This window comes from Priestia sp. ST2, from assembly GCF_055810735.1.
Genome location: NZ_JBVVNT010000007.1, coordinates 38,563 through 53,006 on the forward strand (window position 1 = coordinate 38,563; position 14,444 = coordinate 53,006).

The 14,444-nt window shown below is 36.6% G+C and carries 16 protein-coding genes; 14 read left to right on the forward strand and 2 right to left on the reverse strand.

Annotated features, from left to right (window positions below; genetic code table 11):
* From AC0KUU_RS24585 to AC0KUU_RS24650, 14 genes are all read left to right on the forward strand, one after another.
* On the forward strand, positions 1-387 hold the full coding sequence (locus AC0KUU_RS24585) for a hypothetical protein (protein WP_473453401.1): 387 nt from the start codon (positions 1-3) through the stop codon (positions 385-387).
* Between the two features lie 27 nt (positions 388-414).
* Positions 415-1,110 carry a sigma-70 family RNA polymerase sigma factor gene (locus AC0KUU_RS24590; protein ID WP_473453403.1) on the forward strand — a complete coding sequence of 232 codons (696 nt, stop codon included), beginning with the start codon at positions 415-417 and terminating at the stop codon, positions 1,108-1,110.
* On the forward strand, positions 1,092-1,553 hold the full coding sequence (locus AC0KUU_RS24595) for a hypothetical protein (RefSeq protein WP_473453404.1): 462 nt from the start codon (positions 1,092-1,094) through the stop codon (positions 1,551-1,553). The genes AC0KUU_RS24590 and AC0KUU_RS24595 overlap by 19 nt, the downstream gene beginning before the upstream one ends.
* Positions 1,554-1,568: 15 nt before the next feature.
* On the forward strand, positions 1,569-2,030 hold the full coding sequence (locus tag AC0KUU_RS24600) for a hypothetical protein (RefSeq protein WP_473453406.1): 462 nt from the start codon (positions 1,569-1,571) through the stop codon (positions 2,028-2,030).
* A 9-nt stretch (positions 2,031-2,039) separates the two neighbouring features.
* Complete coding sequence (locus AC0KUU_RS24605; protein WP_473453408.1) at positions 2,040-2,456, forward strand: hypothetical protein; 417 nt, start codon at positions 2,040-2,042, stop codon at positions 2,454-2,456.
* A complete protein-coding gene (locus AC0KUU_RS24610) occupies positions 2,450-3,172 on the forward strand; it encodes a hypothetical protein (RefSeq protein ID WP_473453410.1) in 723 nt (240 codons plus the stop codon). Before AC0KUU_RS24605 ends, AC0KUU_RS24610 begins: the two co-directional genes overlap by 7 nt.
* 29 nt (positions 3,173-3,201) lie before the next feature.
* Positions 3,202-6,486, forward strand: coding sequence for a toprim domain-containing protein (locus AC0KUU_RS24615; RefSeq protein ID WP_473453412.1), 3,285 nt, complete (start codon positions 3,202-3,204; stop codon positions 6,484-6,486).
* 41 nt (positions 6,487-6,527) lie between these two features.
* Entirely contained in the window at positions 6,528-7,619 is a 1,092-nt protein-coding gene (locus AC0KUU_RS24620) for a hypothetical protein (protein ID WP_473453414.1), read from the forward strand.
* Between the two features lie 87 nt (positions 7,620-7,706).
* The gene (locus tag AC0KUU_RS24625; RefSeq protein ID WP_427598399.1) at positions 7,707-7,907 is read left to right on the forward strand and encodes a hypothetical protein; all 201 of its coding nucleotides are present in this window, start codon (positions 7,707-7,709) and stop codon (positions 7,905-7,907) included.
* 59 nt (positions 7,908-7,966) lie between these two features.
* Positions 7,967-8,437: a hypothetical protein gene (locus tag AC0KUU_RS24630; protein WP_473453416.1), complete on the forward strand. Its 471-nt coding sequence runs from the start codon at positions 7,967-7,969 to the stop codon at positions 8,435-8,437.
* Positions 8,437-9,261, forward strand: coding sequence for a hypothetical protein (locus AC0KUU_RS24635; protein ID WP_473453418.1), 825 nt, complete (start codon positions 8,437-8,439; stop codon positions 9,259-9,261). Before AC0KUU_RS24630 ends, AC0KUU_RS24635 begins: the two co-directional genes overlap by 1 nt.
* Positions 9,258-10,277, forward strand: a complete 1,020-nt coding sequence (locus AC0KUU_RS24640; RefSeq protein WP_473453420.1) for a hypothetical protein — start codon at positions 9,258-9,260, stop codon at positions 10,275-10,277. Before AC0KUU_RS24635 ends, AC0KUU_RS24640 begins: the two co-directional genes overlap by 4 nt.
* A 14-nt stretch (positions 10,278-10,291) precedes the next feature.
* Positions 10,292-10,444 (forward strand): hypothetical protein, encoded by a 153-nt coding sequence (locus tag AC0KUU_RS24645; protein ID WP_473453422.1) that lies wholly within the window; start codon positions 10,292-10,294, stop codon positions 10,442-10,444.
* Positions 10,445-10,597: 153 nt separating this feature from the next.
* On the forward strand, positions 10,598-12,613 hold the full coding sequence (locus AC0KUU_RS24650; RefSeq protein ID WP_473453424.1) for a DEAD/DEAH box helicase: 2,016 nt from the start codon (positions 10,598-10,600) through the stop codon (positions 12,611-12,613).
* 322 nt (positions 12,614-12,935) lie between these two features.
* Here AC0KUU_RS24650 and AC0KUU_RS24655 read toward each other — a convergent pair whose 3' ends face one another.
* Positions 12,936-13,943: a helix-turn-helix domain-containing protein gene (locus tag AC0KUU_RS24655; protein ID WP_473453426.1), complete on the reverse strand. Its 1,008-nt coding sequence runs from the start codon at positions 13,941-13,943 to the stop codon at positions 12,936-12,938.
* Between the two features lie 252 nt (positions 13,944-14,195).
* Positions 14,196-14,435 (reverse strand): phage holin, encoded by a 240-nt coding sequence (locus AC0KUU_RS24660; RefSeq protein ID WP_427598411.1) that lies wholly within the window; start codon positions 14,433-14,435, stop codon positions 14,196-14,198.
* Positions 14,436-14,444: the final 9 nt, after the last annotated feature.

Genomic DNA, 14,444 nt, shown 5'->3' on the forward strand with positions numbered 1-14,444 from the left:
GTGAATGCATTAATCAAGAAAGAACTAAGCTTATGGAACATACCAGATAAATTGAAAGATGAATTTGAGTCAATGATACTCACGACGTATTTTGATCATGGTCATTATGATTTGTATACCTTAACGGGTCACGTAGACATTTTCGGGATTTATATGTATTCCGATGGTGAATTCGGTGATCCGTTTTTTGTGTTTCACAACAAAATCTTATCAGCTGAAGAACGAGTCGATATTTTAGAAGCTAGTTATTCAGAAATTATGGAAGACGTAGAAATGGTACTCGGTCATCACAACTTATTTTTCACCATAGAAAACCTTCAAATGTGCCCATTAAATGAATTGCACAAAATGACGTGTATCAACTATCCAAGTATTCAAGTTTGGTAAAAATTCTATTACAAAGGGGAATGTAAAATGGTTGCATATCAAACCGAAATTACGAACGAGGACTTATTGGTGCAGTATTTGGCAGAGAAAGACGAAGTAAAGAAAGAGGAAATAAAAGAAGAATTTTTTAACAAGAATATTCGTTTTGCTTATTACATCGCTTTGAGCTATAACAATGTGCGAGTTGATTATGATGAATTATGCACGTATGCTGCCGAAGGTATGTTAAAAGCATTTTATAGTTTTAATCCGTCCAATGGAGCAAAATTTATAACGTATGCCGGTACTTGTATTCACAATCAAATTAAGATGGAACTACGTAAGATACGTAATTACAGAAAGAGAACATTCAGTTTTGAATTTGTATTATCCACAGATGACAGTAGTGATAACGAATTGAAATTAAACGATATTCTATGGGATGAAAATGAGAGTAATAAATTTGAAGATATCTTTGATGTACCAGAAGCAAGAGAATTGTATCGGGTTATTAAACGTGCTTTAAATCCACGGGACTTAAAAATATTTACAGACATCATCATTGCTGAAACACCTAAAATGCAATATGAACTCGGTGAAGAGTTTGGTATTTCTCAAAGTTATGTAAGTCGTATGATTAAAGATGTAGAACGAAAAGCAAAGCAAGCGGTGGAACTTCATTATTTACAAAAAGAACGCGAAGCGGCTAAAAAGAGGGTTGGCGTATGCAAAATCAAATCATAAGAAAGCAGCTGGAATTAGATTATGTACCAAGGCTTATGCAACAGGATTTTGAGAAGGAAGTACTGGATACGTATTTTAAACAATGTAGCTTCTTAAATACAGCTCACAATGAAACAGATACGAACATTCCTTTCTTCACTGCAGGTTTTTCAGATAGTTTAGATTTACGATACTTCGTCGGGATGATTTTAGAAGATCAACAGCTCGGTAGCTCTGAATCACTATTAGCTTATTTAGACGGTTTGGATGAAGCGGATTGCAATGAGTATCTATGGGACATAACAGACGAATACGGCATTCGAGAATATCACGAAATGTATCATTATGATGTGCAACAAGTACTTCAACATTATAACTTGTGTTACATGGATGCTGTTTGTTTTGTATTTAGACAACAAACGATTTTCACTGTAGAGAATCCACCAATTATACAAGTATGGTAAAGGGGAGAATAATTAATGAATCAATTACAATTAAAACCAACATTTCCTGAATTGGGTTTTATCTTAGAAGAACATCGAGAGAATTTTGTAAAGCGTGTTATTGAAACATACCAATATACAGCAAAGCGGCTAGATACAATTCCGAACATTTCAGACAATCTTTTTATGTATGTCATGCATGAAGATTCGGAAGCGTTTGTAGCTGCTTTTTTATGTGCAAAGAAAGAGAATACGAATTACTTCCATCATGAAACGTCTATGATGACAGAACAAGATCGGCATGCATTCATGATGAGAGAAGCAAAACTGTATGACATGCAACAAGACTATGAGTATGACACCGCTTTTTATCATGATATTAAAACGGTGCTGCAGTTTTACAATATGTCGTTCATCGATATCTTAGATACGTCAAATCAAATCCGCACAGATGATGGATTCTACTTTGTGAATCTGCCATCTGTGCAAGTATGGTGAGGTAAAAATATGTCAGAACTATTAATAAATCAATACATTCACATAGAGTATGTACTTGGTACTAAATTTGAACAGCGAGTTTACGACGCATACATTGGTGCAAATAGTTTGAAGCGGCCGCCGTTCCTTGAAGATATCTTTATTGAAGTCATGGGGATGGAGGCGATATTAGCACTTAATGAAAAGTTATGTCATGTGATGGAAAAAACGGAGTGGGATCATTGGTATAAAGAAGTAGTTGAACAAAATGAAGATACACAAATACAAGTGCTAGAAGCTGCGTACGGTTCTCAATATCCATTCATTTTAAGTGACGTATATAAATATCTGAGCACAAACCGTATGTCATTTTTAACAAGAGAAGACGAGTACGGAACGATTTCAAAAGCAGCTATTAGCTATGCACCGGTGGTGAGTGTATGGTGATGGACAATACTCGCTTCGAAATCGCAAAGATGTTAAAAGAATATTGGAGCCTATTAAACTGGAAAGGAGACGATCACACGAACGGAATTTACTTCTACGAGAATTATGCTTACCTAGTGGAGCGCACGTATGCTATGAGAATGGAACATAGCGAACCTGCTGCTTCACTTTTTTATGTTCCGGCAGAAGCAAGTGAAACTGAAGAAGATGAAGTCTTGGTGACGTACCCTTATGACAACATGACAAAGAAACCGAATAAGTTTCAGCTGTTGTTTAAGGGATCGTCATTGCTCCAGGAAGAATTGAATCAATTATTTGAAGTAGAGGGGGAAGCGGTTGAAGTTGAGATTCAGCCGCTTCTTGATTTATTAAAGACCGTACCAAAGAAACGAGAACGTGACCGCTCATGGTTTATGTTTGAAGCGAAGGGTGATGAAATAACGGCTTCCTTGTTTCATAAAGACAATGAAACCGCTATTAAACTACCTGTTTTAAATGAGTGCAAAGGGGATGTAAATATGTCGTTTATGGTAAATGCTAACAATTTGTATCACGCATTAAATGTAATTTCTTTTGCTCGTACTATTTCAATTATGAAATCTCATGATAAAATTAAACTTACACGTGACACGTCACAGTCACGACTTGGGGCAGTCATTTCTTTACCGAAGGAAACAATAGAGAGAGAGATTAAAATAAAATTTCGGAAAGAATGATGTAGCTCTACGGAAAGGCGGGGAAACAATTGAGTTGGTTTGATGACGTATCGAAGTACATCCGAACCCATTTCGACGACTACATCAGTCACTTTTACGGTGCAGGAGCAAGGAAGAAGAGAGACGGTTATTATTTAATTAATCCGTGTCCTTTTTGTCAGCGCGAAGAAAAATTCTATGTAACACGAGATAAAGGCAGTACCGGCGCGGGGCATTGCTTCCACAGTGAGTGTAATGAAAGTGGATCTCTTATCACCATTGTACAGAAAATGAATGGTGAAGAAGAAGGACTACAGATGTTAGCCGATTGGTCCGGTATATCAAAAGCAGATCTGGTTATAGATCCTGAAAAAGCAGCAGCGAAAGAAAAACAAAAGCGGATTCAAACACTTTATCATGAAGCGGTAGACATTTATCAATTACTGTTAATGAATTATGATTTAAAACCGATGGATTCTGAAGGAGAAGAAAAGTATCCTCTTGATTACCAGCTGCAAGCTCGCGGTCACACAAAGGAAGGCTTAGAGAAAAACAAAGTTGGTTATTCTCCAGGTTATAAAGTCTTAGCGCAAATGCTTGCTAAAAAAGGTTATTCTGATGAAGAAATAAAAGATGCTTATAAAGTGATAGGAGCTCCAGCTCACTACTTTGTTTATCCGTATTATGACGAAAAAGGCAATGTCGTTCGTGTAAACTGCAGAGCTTTCCTTCGTCAATGTCACGGTGAAAAGAAAGCAGATGGCACAAAAGAATTTTGTGGTTACGCTACATTTGATACCAAGATTAAATCCGAAGATCATCCGCATATAAAAATGCATCCTACACATCAATTGAAAGATGCGAATTATTCTACTGGAGAAAAAGTTCTCATGGTTTCGTTAGATGAAATTAAAAAGAAACCGAAACAAGCTCTCATTTTAGTAGAAGGTGAGAACGATAAAATCTCAATGGAAGAAGCGTTAGCTCAAATAGCAGACTACAGCAGTCGATTCACTGTAGCGGCGCTTGGTGGTAACTTTGGGAAAGGCGCTTTTTCATCTAAGTACTTACGTAAATTTGAAACCGTCTACGAAGCATTTGATAACGATGTAGCGGGTGACAAATATAGAAGGCAGTTAGATGAAGAAATGCCTGACGTTCCACTTAAACGAATTGAATACCCAAAGGATTATAATGATCCTGATGATTTTGTGCGCTTTGCGGAGAATCCGATTGATAGTTTAAAAGAAGTCATTGACAATGCGAAAATGGTTCCAACCAATAATGCGCTTGTTTACAGGCATTTCCCTAAGCATGATTGGACAGTTAAAAACCGCAACTATCAGATTAACTATTCGATTAAAGGTTTTAATAGGCGTAATCATAAATTTGAGGGTACGATTGAAGTTATAAAAAATGGTCAAATCACTGAGAAAAAGAACGGAGATATTCAAACTGTTCGACTGGAAAATGTAATCCAAAACTACAAATTCCAGTTAAGTGATGCAATCCACAAATACTACCATGACTTAGGGTTCAAAGATTTAGATGGGAAACCAGCGCGTAAGTTTAATCAATTGTTGGATATGTACCGTTTTGCTAAAGAAGAAAATGAAGTTGCAAAACAACTTGCGTGGTATCTCCATAAAGCGCGTCAAACAAATGCTGTGGAGTATGATAAATTAACGCGAATAGTTGAGAAGGCGGTAAAAAATCAAGATCGGATTGATTTGATTTTTAAAGAAGTAACCGCTATTGACAACTATGATGCAGAAGATGTAGGGAACTACCCTCGTATTCAAGTGTCCCAAGCGCTATTTCCTAATAGCGGTGAAAACGGTGACGGCTACATGTATTATGTAAAACACATCAAAGATACAGAGGCGCCAAAGTATGTTCCTTGTTTGCTCAATAACAGAAAAGATGAGATCCGCTTAGATTTATTTAAGAAGCCTGATCCTCAAAGTATTTTATTAGTCGATAACAAGTATCAACTTCCTGGTGAAATACCTGTGAACTTACGGGAAGATGTAGAAAACCTTTCGCTTCAATATCGATGGGTCAAGAAATGGCAAAACAACGAGATTACTCCAGATGAAATTGATCCAGTTAGTATCATTCAAGAAATCGAAGCTTTTATCCGTCAAGTGTATTATGCTTCGGATGAAGTTACGAAAGTATTAGCGTTATGGATTTACTCAACGTACTTTTATACGTTGTTTGGTGATGGCTTCCCTTATCTATTACTTAACGGTGGAAAAGGGACAGGTAAATCAACGATTGATGCAATTATTAATTTAGTTGCTTTCAATCCATTGTTTACGGTTAATACGTCGGGATCAGCGATGTTCCGTCATTTGCACAACTTTGGTGGTACATACATCTTAGATGAAGCTGAATATCTATCAGATGCAAAGAAAATGATGGACAGTGATATCGGAGCAGTTTTAAAAGGTGGGTACTCGTCACAAGGAATCGTTTCACGTACAAACCAAAATACAAACCTACCTGAATACTTTAATATCTTCGGCCCTAAAGTAATCAGTAATATTTCGGGCGTAGAACCAATCATTGCGGATCGATGTTTAATCATTGAAACCTTTGGTGCCACAGAAGAAAAAGTAAGAGAGTTAGTGCCACCAACAGCTTTTCTTAATGAAGGACGAACAGAATTACATTCGCTTACATCAAGAGCTGCTATTTCTGCACTTGTGCATTTTAAATCTGTTCATGAAATCAAGAAGACAGATACACGTCTTGATACAGGAAATTTACGTTTAACGCAAATCTTACAGCCGCTTGTGACGATAGCGAAGCTTGTGGGTGATGATTATTTGAATCACCTTATCCGCTTCTATCAAACAGATATCGCAAGACAGAAAAACGAAATCACACTGGATACACTGGAAGGAAAGATTCAACATATTTTCGTATCGCTTTCAAAAGAAATCCTCGGCATTTCAGAAGCTCCTTGGATTTTAGAGAACAACAACGACAATGAATTTGATAGCCCTATCGAAGTGTATGAAGAATCCTTTACAGTTAACAGTTTGCACTTAAAGATATTAGCAGAACAATTATCTACCACTAGTGACTCGTATAATTTCAGAGACATTAATAGTGCTGTCAAAAATGCTGTAGGGAAAGACGCTACTTCCAGAGAGGTTCGACAAGAGAAACGTATTACGATTAACAATGAGGACCTTCTTAAACGTCTTGAATTAAAAACGAAAAAGTTCCGTGGCTATAAATGGACGTTTAGTGCGAGACGTTTTATTACAAAAGCGGAAGAACAAAAAATTAAAGAAGAAACGCAACAAGAGTCGCCGTTCTAAGCGGCTCTTTTATTTATATTAAAACTAAGGAGTGTTTATCTATGACAAATGTATCAACAGAAACCCTTTATCCAAAAATGCGTTTATCTCAATTTATCTATCCTGAAAACAATGATGCTTATATGCATTTTGTAAAATTAGAAAATGAAAACGATTCAATTAAAAAGGTTCCATACCTTGTATCAAATCATAAACAGTTAATTCGTTTAGACCAGCTAGATGTGAAAGAAGATTCATTCGGTGGATTCACAACACTTATTGAAAACAAATACATGCTGCCATCAGGCTTTCAACATTACATCCCGTCTAACCTAGCGGAAAGTACTCTTCAAGCAAAATGGGTAAAAGATTGGCAATTCGGAAAGATACCAGAAGCAAAATTACATCCTAAATATATTGTAAATGAAATTGAGAGTGCGATCCGTGCAGTATTCCATGCAGAAGAAGAAGAGTATCCAGTGCTGGCACTATGGGTTTACGCTACGTACTTTTATACACTGTTTGATAAATTTCCTATGTTATCTGTATACGGAAAAGCAGGTAGCGGGAAATCAACGTTAAATGGCGTGATAGACCGTTTTGCTTTTAACTCGACTTATTTATATTCAACATCAGCAGCGAGCTTATATGCGCTCATTTCGGGGTACGGTGGCACGTTTATTTTTGAAGATATCGATAAGAATAGTGAAGCTGAACAAGACTTTATTATTAACACGATTTTAAAAGGTAGCTATTACACAGGTGCTTTTATTCAAAAAACGCATACAGATGGCTATCCAGTATCCTTTAATGTATACGGCCCGAAAGTAGTTACAGCAAGAATGCGTCATGAATATTTAGCTGACCGTGCACTTGAATTAGAAACGAAGGAACCTAGCTTTGAACGTTTAAAGCATTTAATGTCTGTTGAACAGTTTGAGCATACGTATGAATTTGATATCAACTACTTAACTTCAAGAGCTGCTTTATCTGCACTCGAACAGTTCCATGCAGTTAACGATGCATTCAAAGGTGAAATGATTATCCAAACAAGCAATGGACGTATTGACGAAATGGTTCAGCCGCTTGCAGCTGTTGCAAAAGTAGTTGGTGGTAAATTCCTAGATAAGCTTATTAATTACGTGCGTAACTAACCCTTTGTTTTGTCCATAATTTTATAAAAAGTGTGATAAGTATAGTGAGGAAACAACAATAAAATTATGGAAAAGGGGAAATGAAAAATGAATATTATTACAATAGCAAAAACAGTTGGAACAGTAGGTTTACGAACAGGCGTACAATTATTAAAGACAGGTGCATGGGGTACATTAAATCAGTACACACAAACACAATACAGAAACAGCACATCACAGTTTATCAGACAGGTGGAGCAAGGCGTAGAACATGGCGCACACAAATTGAAATTAATCAAGAAAGACTAAGAACAGCATTCAGCTGTTCTTTTTTTATTTTATTTTAAAACTCAAGGAGGACGAGAATTATGTACATCATGGAATCTTCATACGGTAAAGGCTTCATTCATTATTATGCGGTGTCAACAAATGGTGATCGTCAAGCGTGTATTGCAATCAGTGACGGTAAGTATAAGAATTATTCAATCGTACCTGTCATTCGTGAAATGAGCGGAGAAGAGGAAGGCTTACTCTTTGTATTAAATTGGATTGTTGCTAGATTAAAAGGTCCGCTTGTATCGAATGTCGATTCACAAATGCTAATAGACTATGGCTTTGAAAAAGATGGCAGACGTTTAGTATGGATAGCTGAAGTGCGTGTTGTTTCCAAAGATACGTTTTCTGTATGGGTTGATGGTGGCCATTCAATACGTCCTGTTGAGTTAGAAATTAAAGCAAAAGATGAACAGCAAGCAAGACGTATTGCAAAGAGTAATTTTCCACGTGCTGTAATAGGCGAAGTGAAACGAGTAGAAAAACCAATAGGAGGCGTTAAGTAATGAGAATCGATAAAACGTTATTTATTAATAGACCATTTCAATTAAATTGGATGCAGGTATCTCCAGTAGATGCAGATGGAGTTGAGTATCATTTAACAGATGATTTATCTCTTATACTTCGAGGCATTGTAACAGGCGAACGTGATTTTAAGATTAGTAGTGTTGTATTAGATATTGAAGGCATTGAGTATGCAAGTGATATAGCTGCTGAAGGTCTTTTTATGCAAGAAGTATTTCCGAATAAATCAAAAGATCGTATCAAGAAACATTTCCATGACGGATCTGTTTCTTGTTTCTTTACAAGTAAGCAAATCGAAGAGCTGCACAATTTATTTGAAACAAACAATTTCATTAGTCACGATGTCAGTATTGTGTATCAAGGCAAAACGATTGAAGATGCTGTGATGTTGCCGCAACGTGAGTTTAAGATTGCGCTGGATGCATTAGATGAGTTAAGTGTCGTGCAAGGCTTTATGGATTATCGTCAGTCTCGTAAGGAACTAGAAGATGGCTACAACGAATATTTCAGAGATCATGTCGCAAGCACATCAAACGAAGCAAAACAAACGCTTAAAGATAAGTTAAAGAAAAAAGGTGTGCGTAAGAAATTAGCTACAGGTTTTTCAACGTATCTTACAAGTATTATCTTATCCGCTACGAAACGAATGTTATCTGAAAAGAGCGGATGGAAATTTAAAACGCTCGGCGTGTTAGCTGGAAGCTTCAGTATCATCTTTGAGATTTATGGCAGCACAGAATTAAACAGCACCATCCGTACGTTGCTGAGTGACGATAATAGACAGAGAGGAATGTTTGGACAATGAGAGTAGTTTCAAGTAATAACGAAACACGTAGGGAGCCAAATCGCGGTTTAGCTGTTCGCGATAGTGTAAACATTGATGAATTAAAAAAGAAGTATATGCGCGATGTTGAAGACGGCAAATTAGATACAAAGCCGTTTGATCCAGCTGAGTCACAATCTGCTGAAGATTTAGTATCAGCTGCTAGCTTCACAGACTTCTTTGATTTAGAAGGTGAAGTCGTCATTACAGAAGAAGCACCAGATGAAGCGCTATCCAGTTTAACGAATATTATGATGGATAGTTCAGACGAAGTGTTCACAAAAGCAGAAGAACAACGTACAGTCATTGAAGAAGAAGATGAAAATGAAAAGATGTCACACTATCAAGAAGATAAATACACCGTTAATGAGGATGTCGATCTCTCGAATGAGTACAGCAAGAAAAGCGAAAGCCTCATAAAGAAAATAAAACAAGATGACAAAGCCGCCAAACAAATATTTATTGGTTCTGATAAAGATGAGCACGGGAATTTCCTTAAGAAAGATGATGAGGAAGATCCATATGCTAAGAGATATAAACAGTCAAATTCATGGGCAAATCAGTCAACGCATACATCATCAACTTCTAAGCCTGTAGAAAGTTTCTCGAAGCCATCTAAAGCAGATGATCCTGATGCAATTAAACGTAAGCAATCACAGTATGCTCATGCTGCGGATACAGTTCGTCACTTTGTTGGCAGCGGCCCGAAGAAGCAAAAGAAAAAGAAAGAAGTATCTCGTTTCGGCAAAAAGAAATGGTCATTTAAAGGAATGGTTGCTTCAGCTAAACAATGGTTCCGTTCTGAAGATGCTGCATTACTTTGCAAAGTCGGTACGATGATGTGTTTAGAATTGTCTTTAGCTATCATTACGAAGAAGTATGAGTTTGACAATACAGGTCAACTTGTTGCGTTCTTAGGCATGATGTTAGGTATCTTCTATATCAGTCGTGAGATTATGTCTGAAGGTTACGATCCACGTCGTATGTCGTTCTTGTAAGATTGGAGGCTCAAATGAACACGTATTATTTGGAGTTTATTCATAGTTCTTTTCCTGGCCAGCAAGTTTGCCAGGAATTCATTGAAGAAAAAAGTGAAGAAGCAGCTAGAAAATATGCAGAGAAACAAGAGTATGTTGGTTTAATCTTAAAGCTTGAAAAAAGATAAACAACAATCTTTGTTGAACAGATTTATATCAGTTAATAAAAGACACTATGCCTGCCCCGTTGGGGTAAGGTGTAGTGTCTTTTTGTCTAATAGCATAATTATTAATTATGCTATTATTAAATTAATAATTATTAATTATGAAAGGGGAACATTATGCTTTTAGATTTAAAGAATAATGAACTGATCTTTTCTCAAATTCCGAATCCGACATTGTTTCTTAACGATATTAAGAAAATAGATAAATTGAAACACCGCGAATACAAAGGCCGCTACTATATGTCACTTAAACACTTAACAGATTTACAAAAGGTGCTTATGCGATTTAAAGGGTCTATTCGTAAGACGCAAAGCTACCAAACGTTCCAGGATAAATTTGTGCTTAATAAAAATCCTATTGTAATTGAATGGGAACCGATGATGTGCAAAGTGAGCGGTAGAGGTATGCCATGGAAAGAGATTATTCCGATTACCAGCTACTTTAACCAAGGAGCTAAAAACTCTAAGCAGTACGGAAAAACGTGGAGCGGATATACGCATTTAGTTGATCCAGTTAAGGGTGAGTTTCCGTCTGGCTTATTGGAGCGGATTGTTAACGTTCTTCAAACACATGGTATTCCTTTTCAAGTGCATCAGCGATTTAGCTATCCAGAGAAAGAATTTCATTTGAATCCAGTGTTTTCATTCACACCTACACAAGACCAAGTGGATTCAGTAACAGCGCTTGATAAAGCGAATCATGGTATTGCAAAGCTTCCTACAGGTTTCGGTAAGACATCATTTGTGGCAGCGGATCTCATTGCCAAAAAAGGTGTAAAAGCTATGTTCCTAGCAAACCAACGAGTCTTAACAAGTGATGCAAAAGACGACTTCGATTCTGTCTTCCGTAATGATGATATTAAGATAGGCGTTATCGCGGACGGAGAGTTTGATCCTGGCGATATTACCGTAGCTAGTATACAAAGTATCGCAAGTGCTTTAAAACCTCCTACAGCGAAAGAAATCGAGGTTGCACAATATGAACTTAGCCTAGTTAAACGACGATCAGAAAAGTTAACGCCTGAAGATGAATTGTATGAATCAACTTTAAAAGAGTTTTTGAAGTGCCAAACGCGTGTGAATAGCCTTGCTCGAAAGCTGAAAAGACATCATGAAATCATTCCGTTTTTAAAAACTGTAGGGTTGTTTATTGTTGACGAGGCGCAAGTGCTCGGAACGGATCAGTGGAATAAGTTTTTACGTGCTTGCCCTGCACCATATAGATACACACTATCCGCTACGCCAACGCGAACAGATGGAGGTGGCGTTCAAATCATAGCAGCCACAGGGGAGTTTCGTTATCAATCATCCGCTTCTGATCAGATACAAAAAGGACGATTATCGGAGTTTCTAGGACACTTCACCAAGTTTGACCACAAGGTTGATAAGAAAGTAGCAAGAGAATTAAAGATGGATCATCATCAAGCATACGATTTATTCATCGTGAATAATCCTAAACGGAACGAACACCTGTGTTTAAAAGTAAAAGAATGGGCTGTTAACAATAGCGTACTTGCACTTGTGAGTCGATTAGAACACGGAGAAATCGTTAGAAATATGCTTATTGATTTAGGAATGAGAGAAGAACAAGTTCATTTCGTTCATGGCGGTACGGCTAAAAAGCTTCGTAAAAATACAATTGAAGCGTTCCGAAATTCGGAATTCCCTGTGTTGATTGGCACAAGTATTTTCGATGTCGGCTTCAATGCGAAGAACGCCTCTAAAATTGTACGATTCAACGCTGGTTCAAGTGAGGTAAGAGAGCCACAACGAGCAGGACGTACAGTACGAATGAGAGACGATGGCTCACGCGGAGAATCCTATGACATTTTAGATATCAATGTTCCTTACTTTGAATCACAAGGATGGAAACGGTATACCGTCTTGAAGGAAGAATTTGGTGAGCATCGTGTCATGTTGGCGAAGCAAACTATAGAAGGTGAATTAAATGTGGTCGGTATTCAAGAAGTGGTTAGTAATATTCCGGATGAAACAGATCGTTTAAAAGGAGAAGAAATCTTAGCCTTTTTACAACGTGGTGATGAGGAATTCGAAGAACCGGAAGAGGAATATAATCTTAATGATTTAGAGCCAGATTTACAAATGGTTTTAGATGGATTAGATATGAAATAGTACCCCTGTCATTTTGACACGGGGTATTGGAGCAAAAAAAACTGTGGATAACTTATACCTTTAAAAAACTTAAATACTAGGTTTAAAAAATTTAAACGTACCCTTTAAGAAATTTAAAGGTATACCTTTAAAAAATTTAAACCTATGTTTTTGTGGATAAAGTACCTTTAAAAAACTTAAACCTATACCTTTAAAAAATTTAAACGGGGGGTATACCTTTAAAATTTTTAAATAGGGGGTTTAAAAAAATTAAACCAAATAAGTACAATCTTAAGAACTTATATATAAATAAATAAAAAAAGAGAGCCGGTTGGCTCTCTCATTATTTGTAATTGATAACTTTAAGTTCAGTTACATTTTCGTTAATTAATTCTTGATAAGCTGCAATAATTATCGATTTATATTTTTGTTCGATTCCTTCTTTTTGGAAAAGCGAACTTACATATACAATTATTTCTCCATCTTCTACATCTAATAAAGCATGAGTGAAATATGTTTCGAATGCAGGTTTGCTAATCAAGTCATTATTTAATTTGTTGAAAATGATCTCGGTATTCTCAAGCATCTTTTCAGAAATTTGACTTCTTAATCGATGATAGCTGTTTATCTTCTCACGCTGATCATTTAAGATGTGCTCCGGAGCATGCCCATTCATACGTATATACTCATCATGAATTTCAGAGAAATCAGGTTTGCTATAAGGAACGAGCGTCGTGTTAAATTTCTTCGCATAGTCCATAACCATTTTGTCATGCTCTTCTTTTAATTCATCTGGAAGCTTTTCGTATAATTCATTTGGCAAATACGGAGTTTGTTTTCTCACTTTAATAATCGGCGTATCCTCTTTATTTTCGTTTCCAGGGATTAACGTCCAAAAGCGAAAAATAAATCCGTAGTCCTCTAACTTCTCCATATACTTAATAAGCGAAGGTCTTGATGCGCCTAAAATCATTTCTAGCTTCTTTATGGATGGAAAGCAATAATCTTTTTCTTTTCCATAACAATAAGACAACAATGTAATATAAAGCATTGTCTCATTTCTACCTAGAAATGGCATCCAGAAATACAGTAAGTAATTTTTGATACGTGTGTAGTCACGATCAAAATCAGGAAGCGCATGGCCGTATTGATCGAGCGAGAAATCGATGACTTCATCTTCTTTGAAGAACACATAAGATTCAGTCTTTCGGAGATATTCTTGTTTTACTTTTTCTCCTGTCTTCTCGTCGATACGTGTTCTATGTACTGGTTTGACTTCACCTGTATGAATTCGTCGGTAGTAACTTATCTCACCAATTCGACCTTTCATATTCAGTTTTGGTTCTTGCATTTCAAAAAAACTCCCTTTCTGTTTTGACAAACGAAAGGAAAACATATTATACTAATTGCATAAAACTAAAACAAAAGAAATCAATTTGTGATTTGTAGTAATATGTTTTTCCAATTAAGGCTCTAACTTGTTGTGGCGACAAGTTAGGGTCTTTTTTGTTCGTCATTATTCGATAACGTTTTTATAATACCACAATTTTTTGTACGAGTAAAAATCATAGGCAGAGGGAACAATTCTCCTCTGCCTACTTTTTTATTCTTCTTTATCACCAACACCCGGCTCTTTCGGATCATTTAAGACACCGAATGTACCTAGTACAACACAAAGTCCGTTAGCTGCAGATAAGATTTTGTTTTGGAGTACTGTATCCAATAAGTAATCCGCATTGAAGATTGCTAAGATTAATTGAATGGCAATTAAGAGCTGAGCTAATGACGTAATGTAAAAGGTGGCATTGCGTCGTCTTTTAAAGTAGCGTTTTAATTTAGTCATTTGTTTAAC

Bases quoted from the DNA above. Each gene is read 5' to 3' on its own strand.
- AC0KUU_RS24590 (WP_473453403.1), top strand. From the start codon at position 415: ATGGTTGCATATCAAACCGAAATTACGAACGAGGACTTATTGGTGCAG.
- AC0KUU_RS24595 (WP_473453404.1), top strand. From the start codon at position 1,092: ATGCAAAATCAAATCATAAGAAAGCAGCTGGAATTAGATTATGTACCA.
- AC0KUU_RS24600 (WP_473453406.1), top strand. From the start codon at position 1,569: ATGAATCAATTACAATTAAAACCAACATTTCCTGAATTGGGTTTTATC.
- AC0KUU_RS24605 (WP_473453408.1), top strand. From the start codon at position 2,040: ATGTCAGAACTATTAATAAATCAATACATTCACATAGAGTATGTACTT.
- AC0KUU_RS24610 (WP_473453410.1), top strand. From the start codon at position 2,450: ATGGTGATGGACAATACTCGCTTCGAAATCGCAAAGATGTTAAAAGAA.
- AC0KUU_RS24620 (WP_473453414.1), top strand. From the start codon at position 6,528: ATGACAAATGTATCAACAGAAACCCTTTATCCAAAAATGCGTTTATCT.
- AC0KUU_RS24625 (WP_427598399.1), top strand. From the start codon at position 7,707: ATGAATATTATTACAATAGCAAAAACAGTTGGAACAGTAGGTTTACGA.
- AC0KUU_RS24630 (WP_473453416.1), top strand. From the start codon at position 7,967: ATGTACATCATGGAATCTTCATACGGTAAAGGCTTCATTCATTATTAT.
- AC0KUU_RS24635 (WP_473453418.1), top strand. From the start codon at position 8,437: ATGAGAATCGATAAAACGTTATTTATTAATAGACCATTTCAATTAAAT.
- AC0KUU_RS24640 (WP_473453420.1), top strand. From the start codon at position 9,258: ATGAGAGTAGTTTCAAGTAATAACGAAACACGTAGGGAGCCAAATCGC.
- AC0KUU_RS24645 (WP_473453422.1), top strand. From the start codon at position 10,292: ATGAACACGTATTATTTGGAGTTTATTCATAGTTCTTTTCCTGGCCAG.
- AC0KUU_RS24650 (WP_473453424.1), top strand. From the start codon at position 10,598: ATGCTTTTAGATTTAAAGAATAATGAACTGATCTTTTCTCAAATTCCG.
- AC0KUU_RS24655 (WP_473453426.1), bottom strand. From the start codon at position 13,943: ATGCAAGAACCAAAACTGAATATGAAAGGTCGAATTGGTGAGATAAGT.
- AC0KUU_RS24660 (WP_427598411.1), bottom strand. From the start codon at position 14,435: ATGACTAAATTAAAACGCTACTTTAAAAGACGACGCAATGCCACCTTT.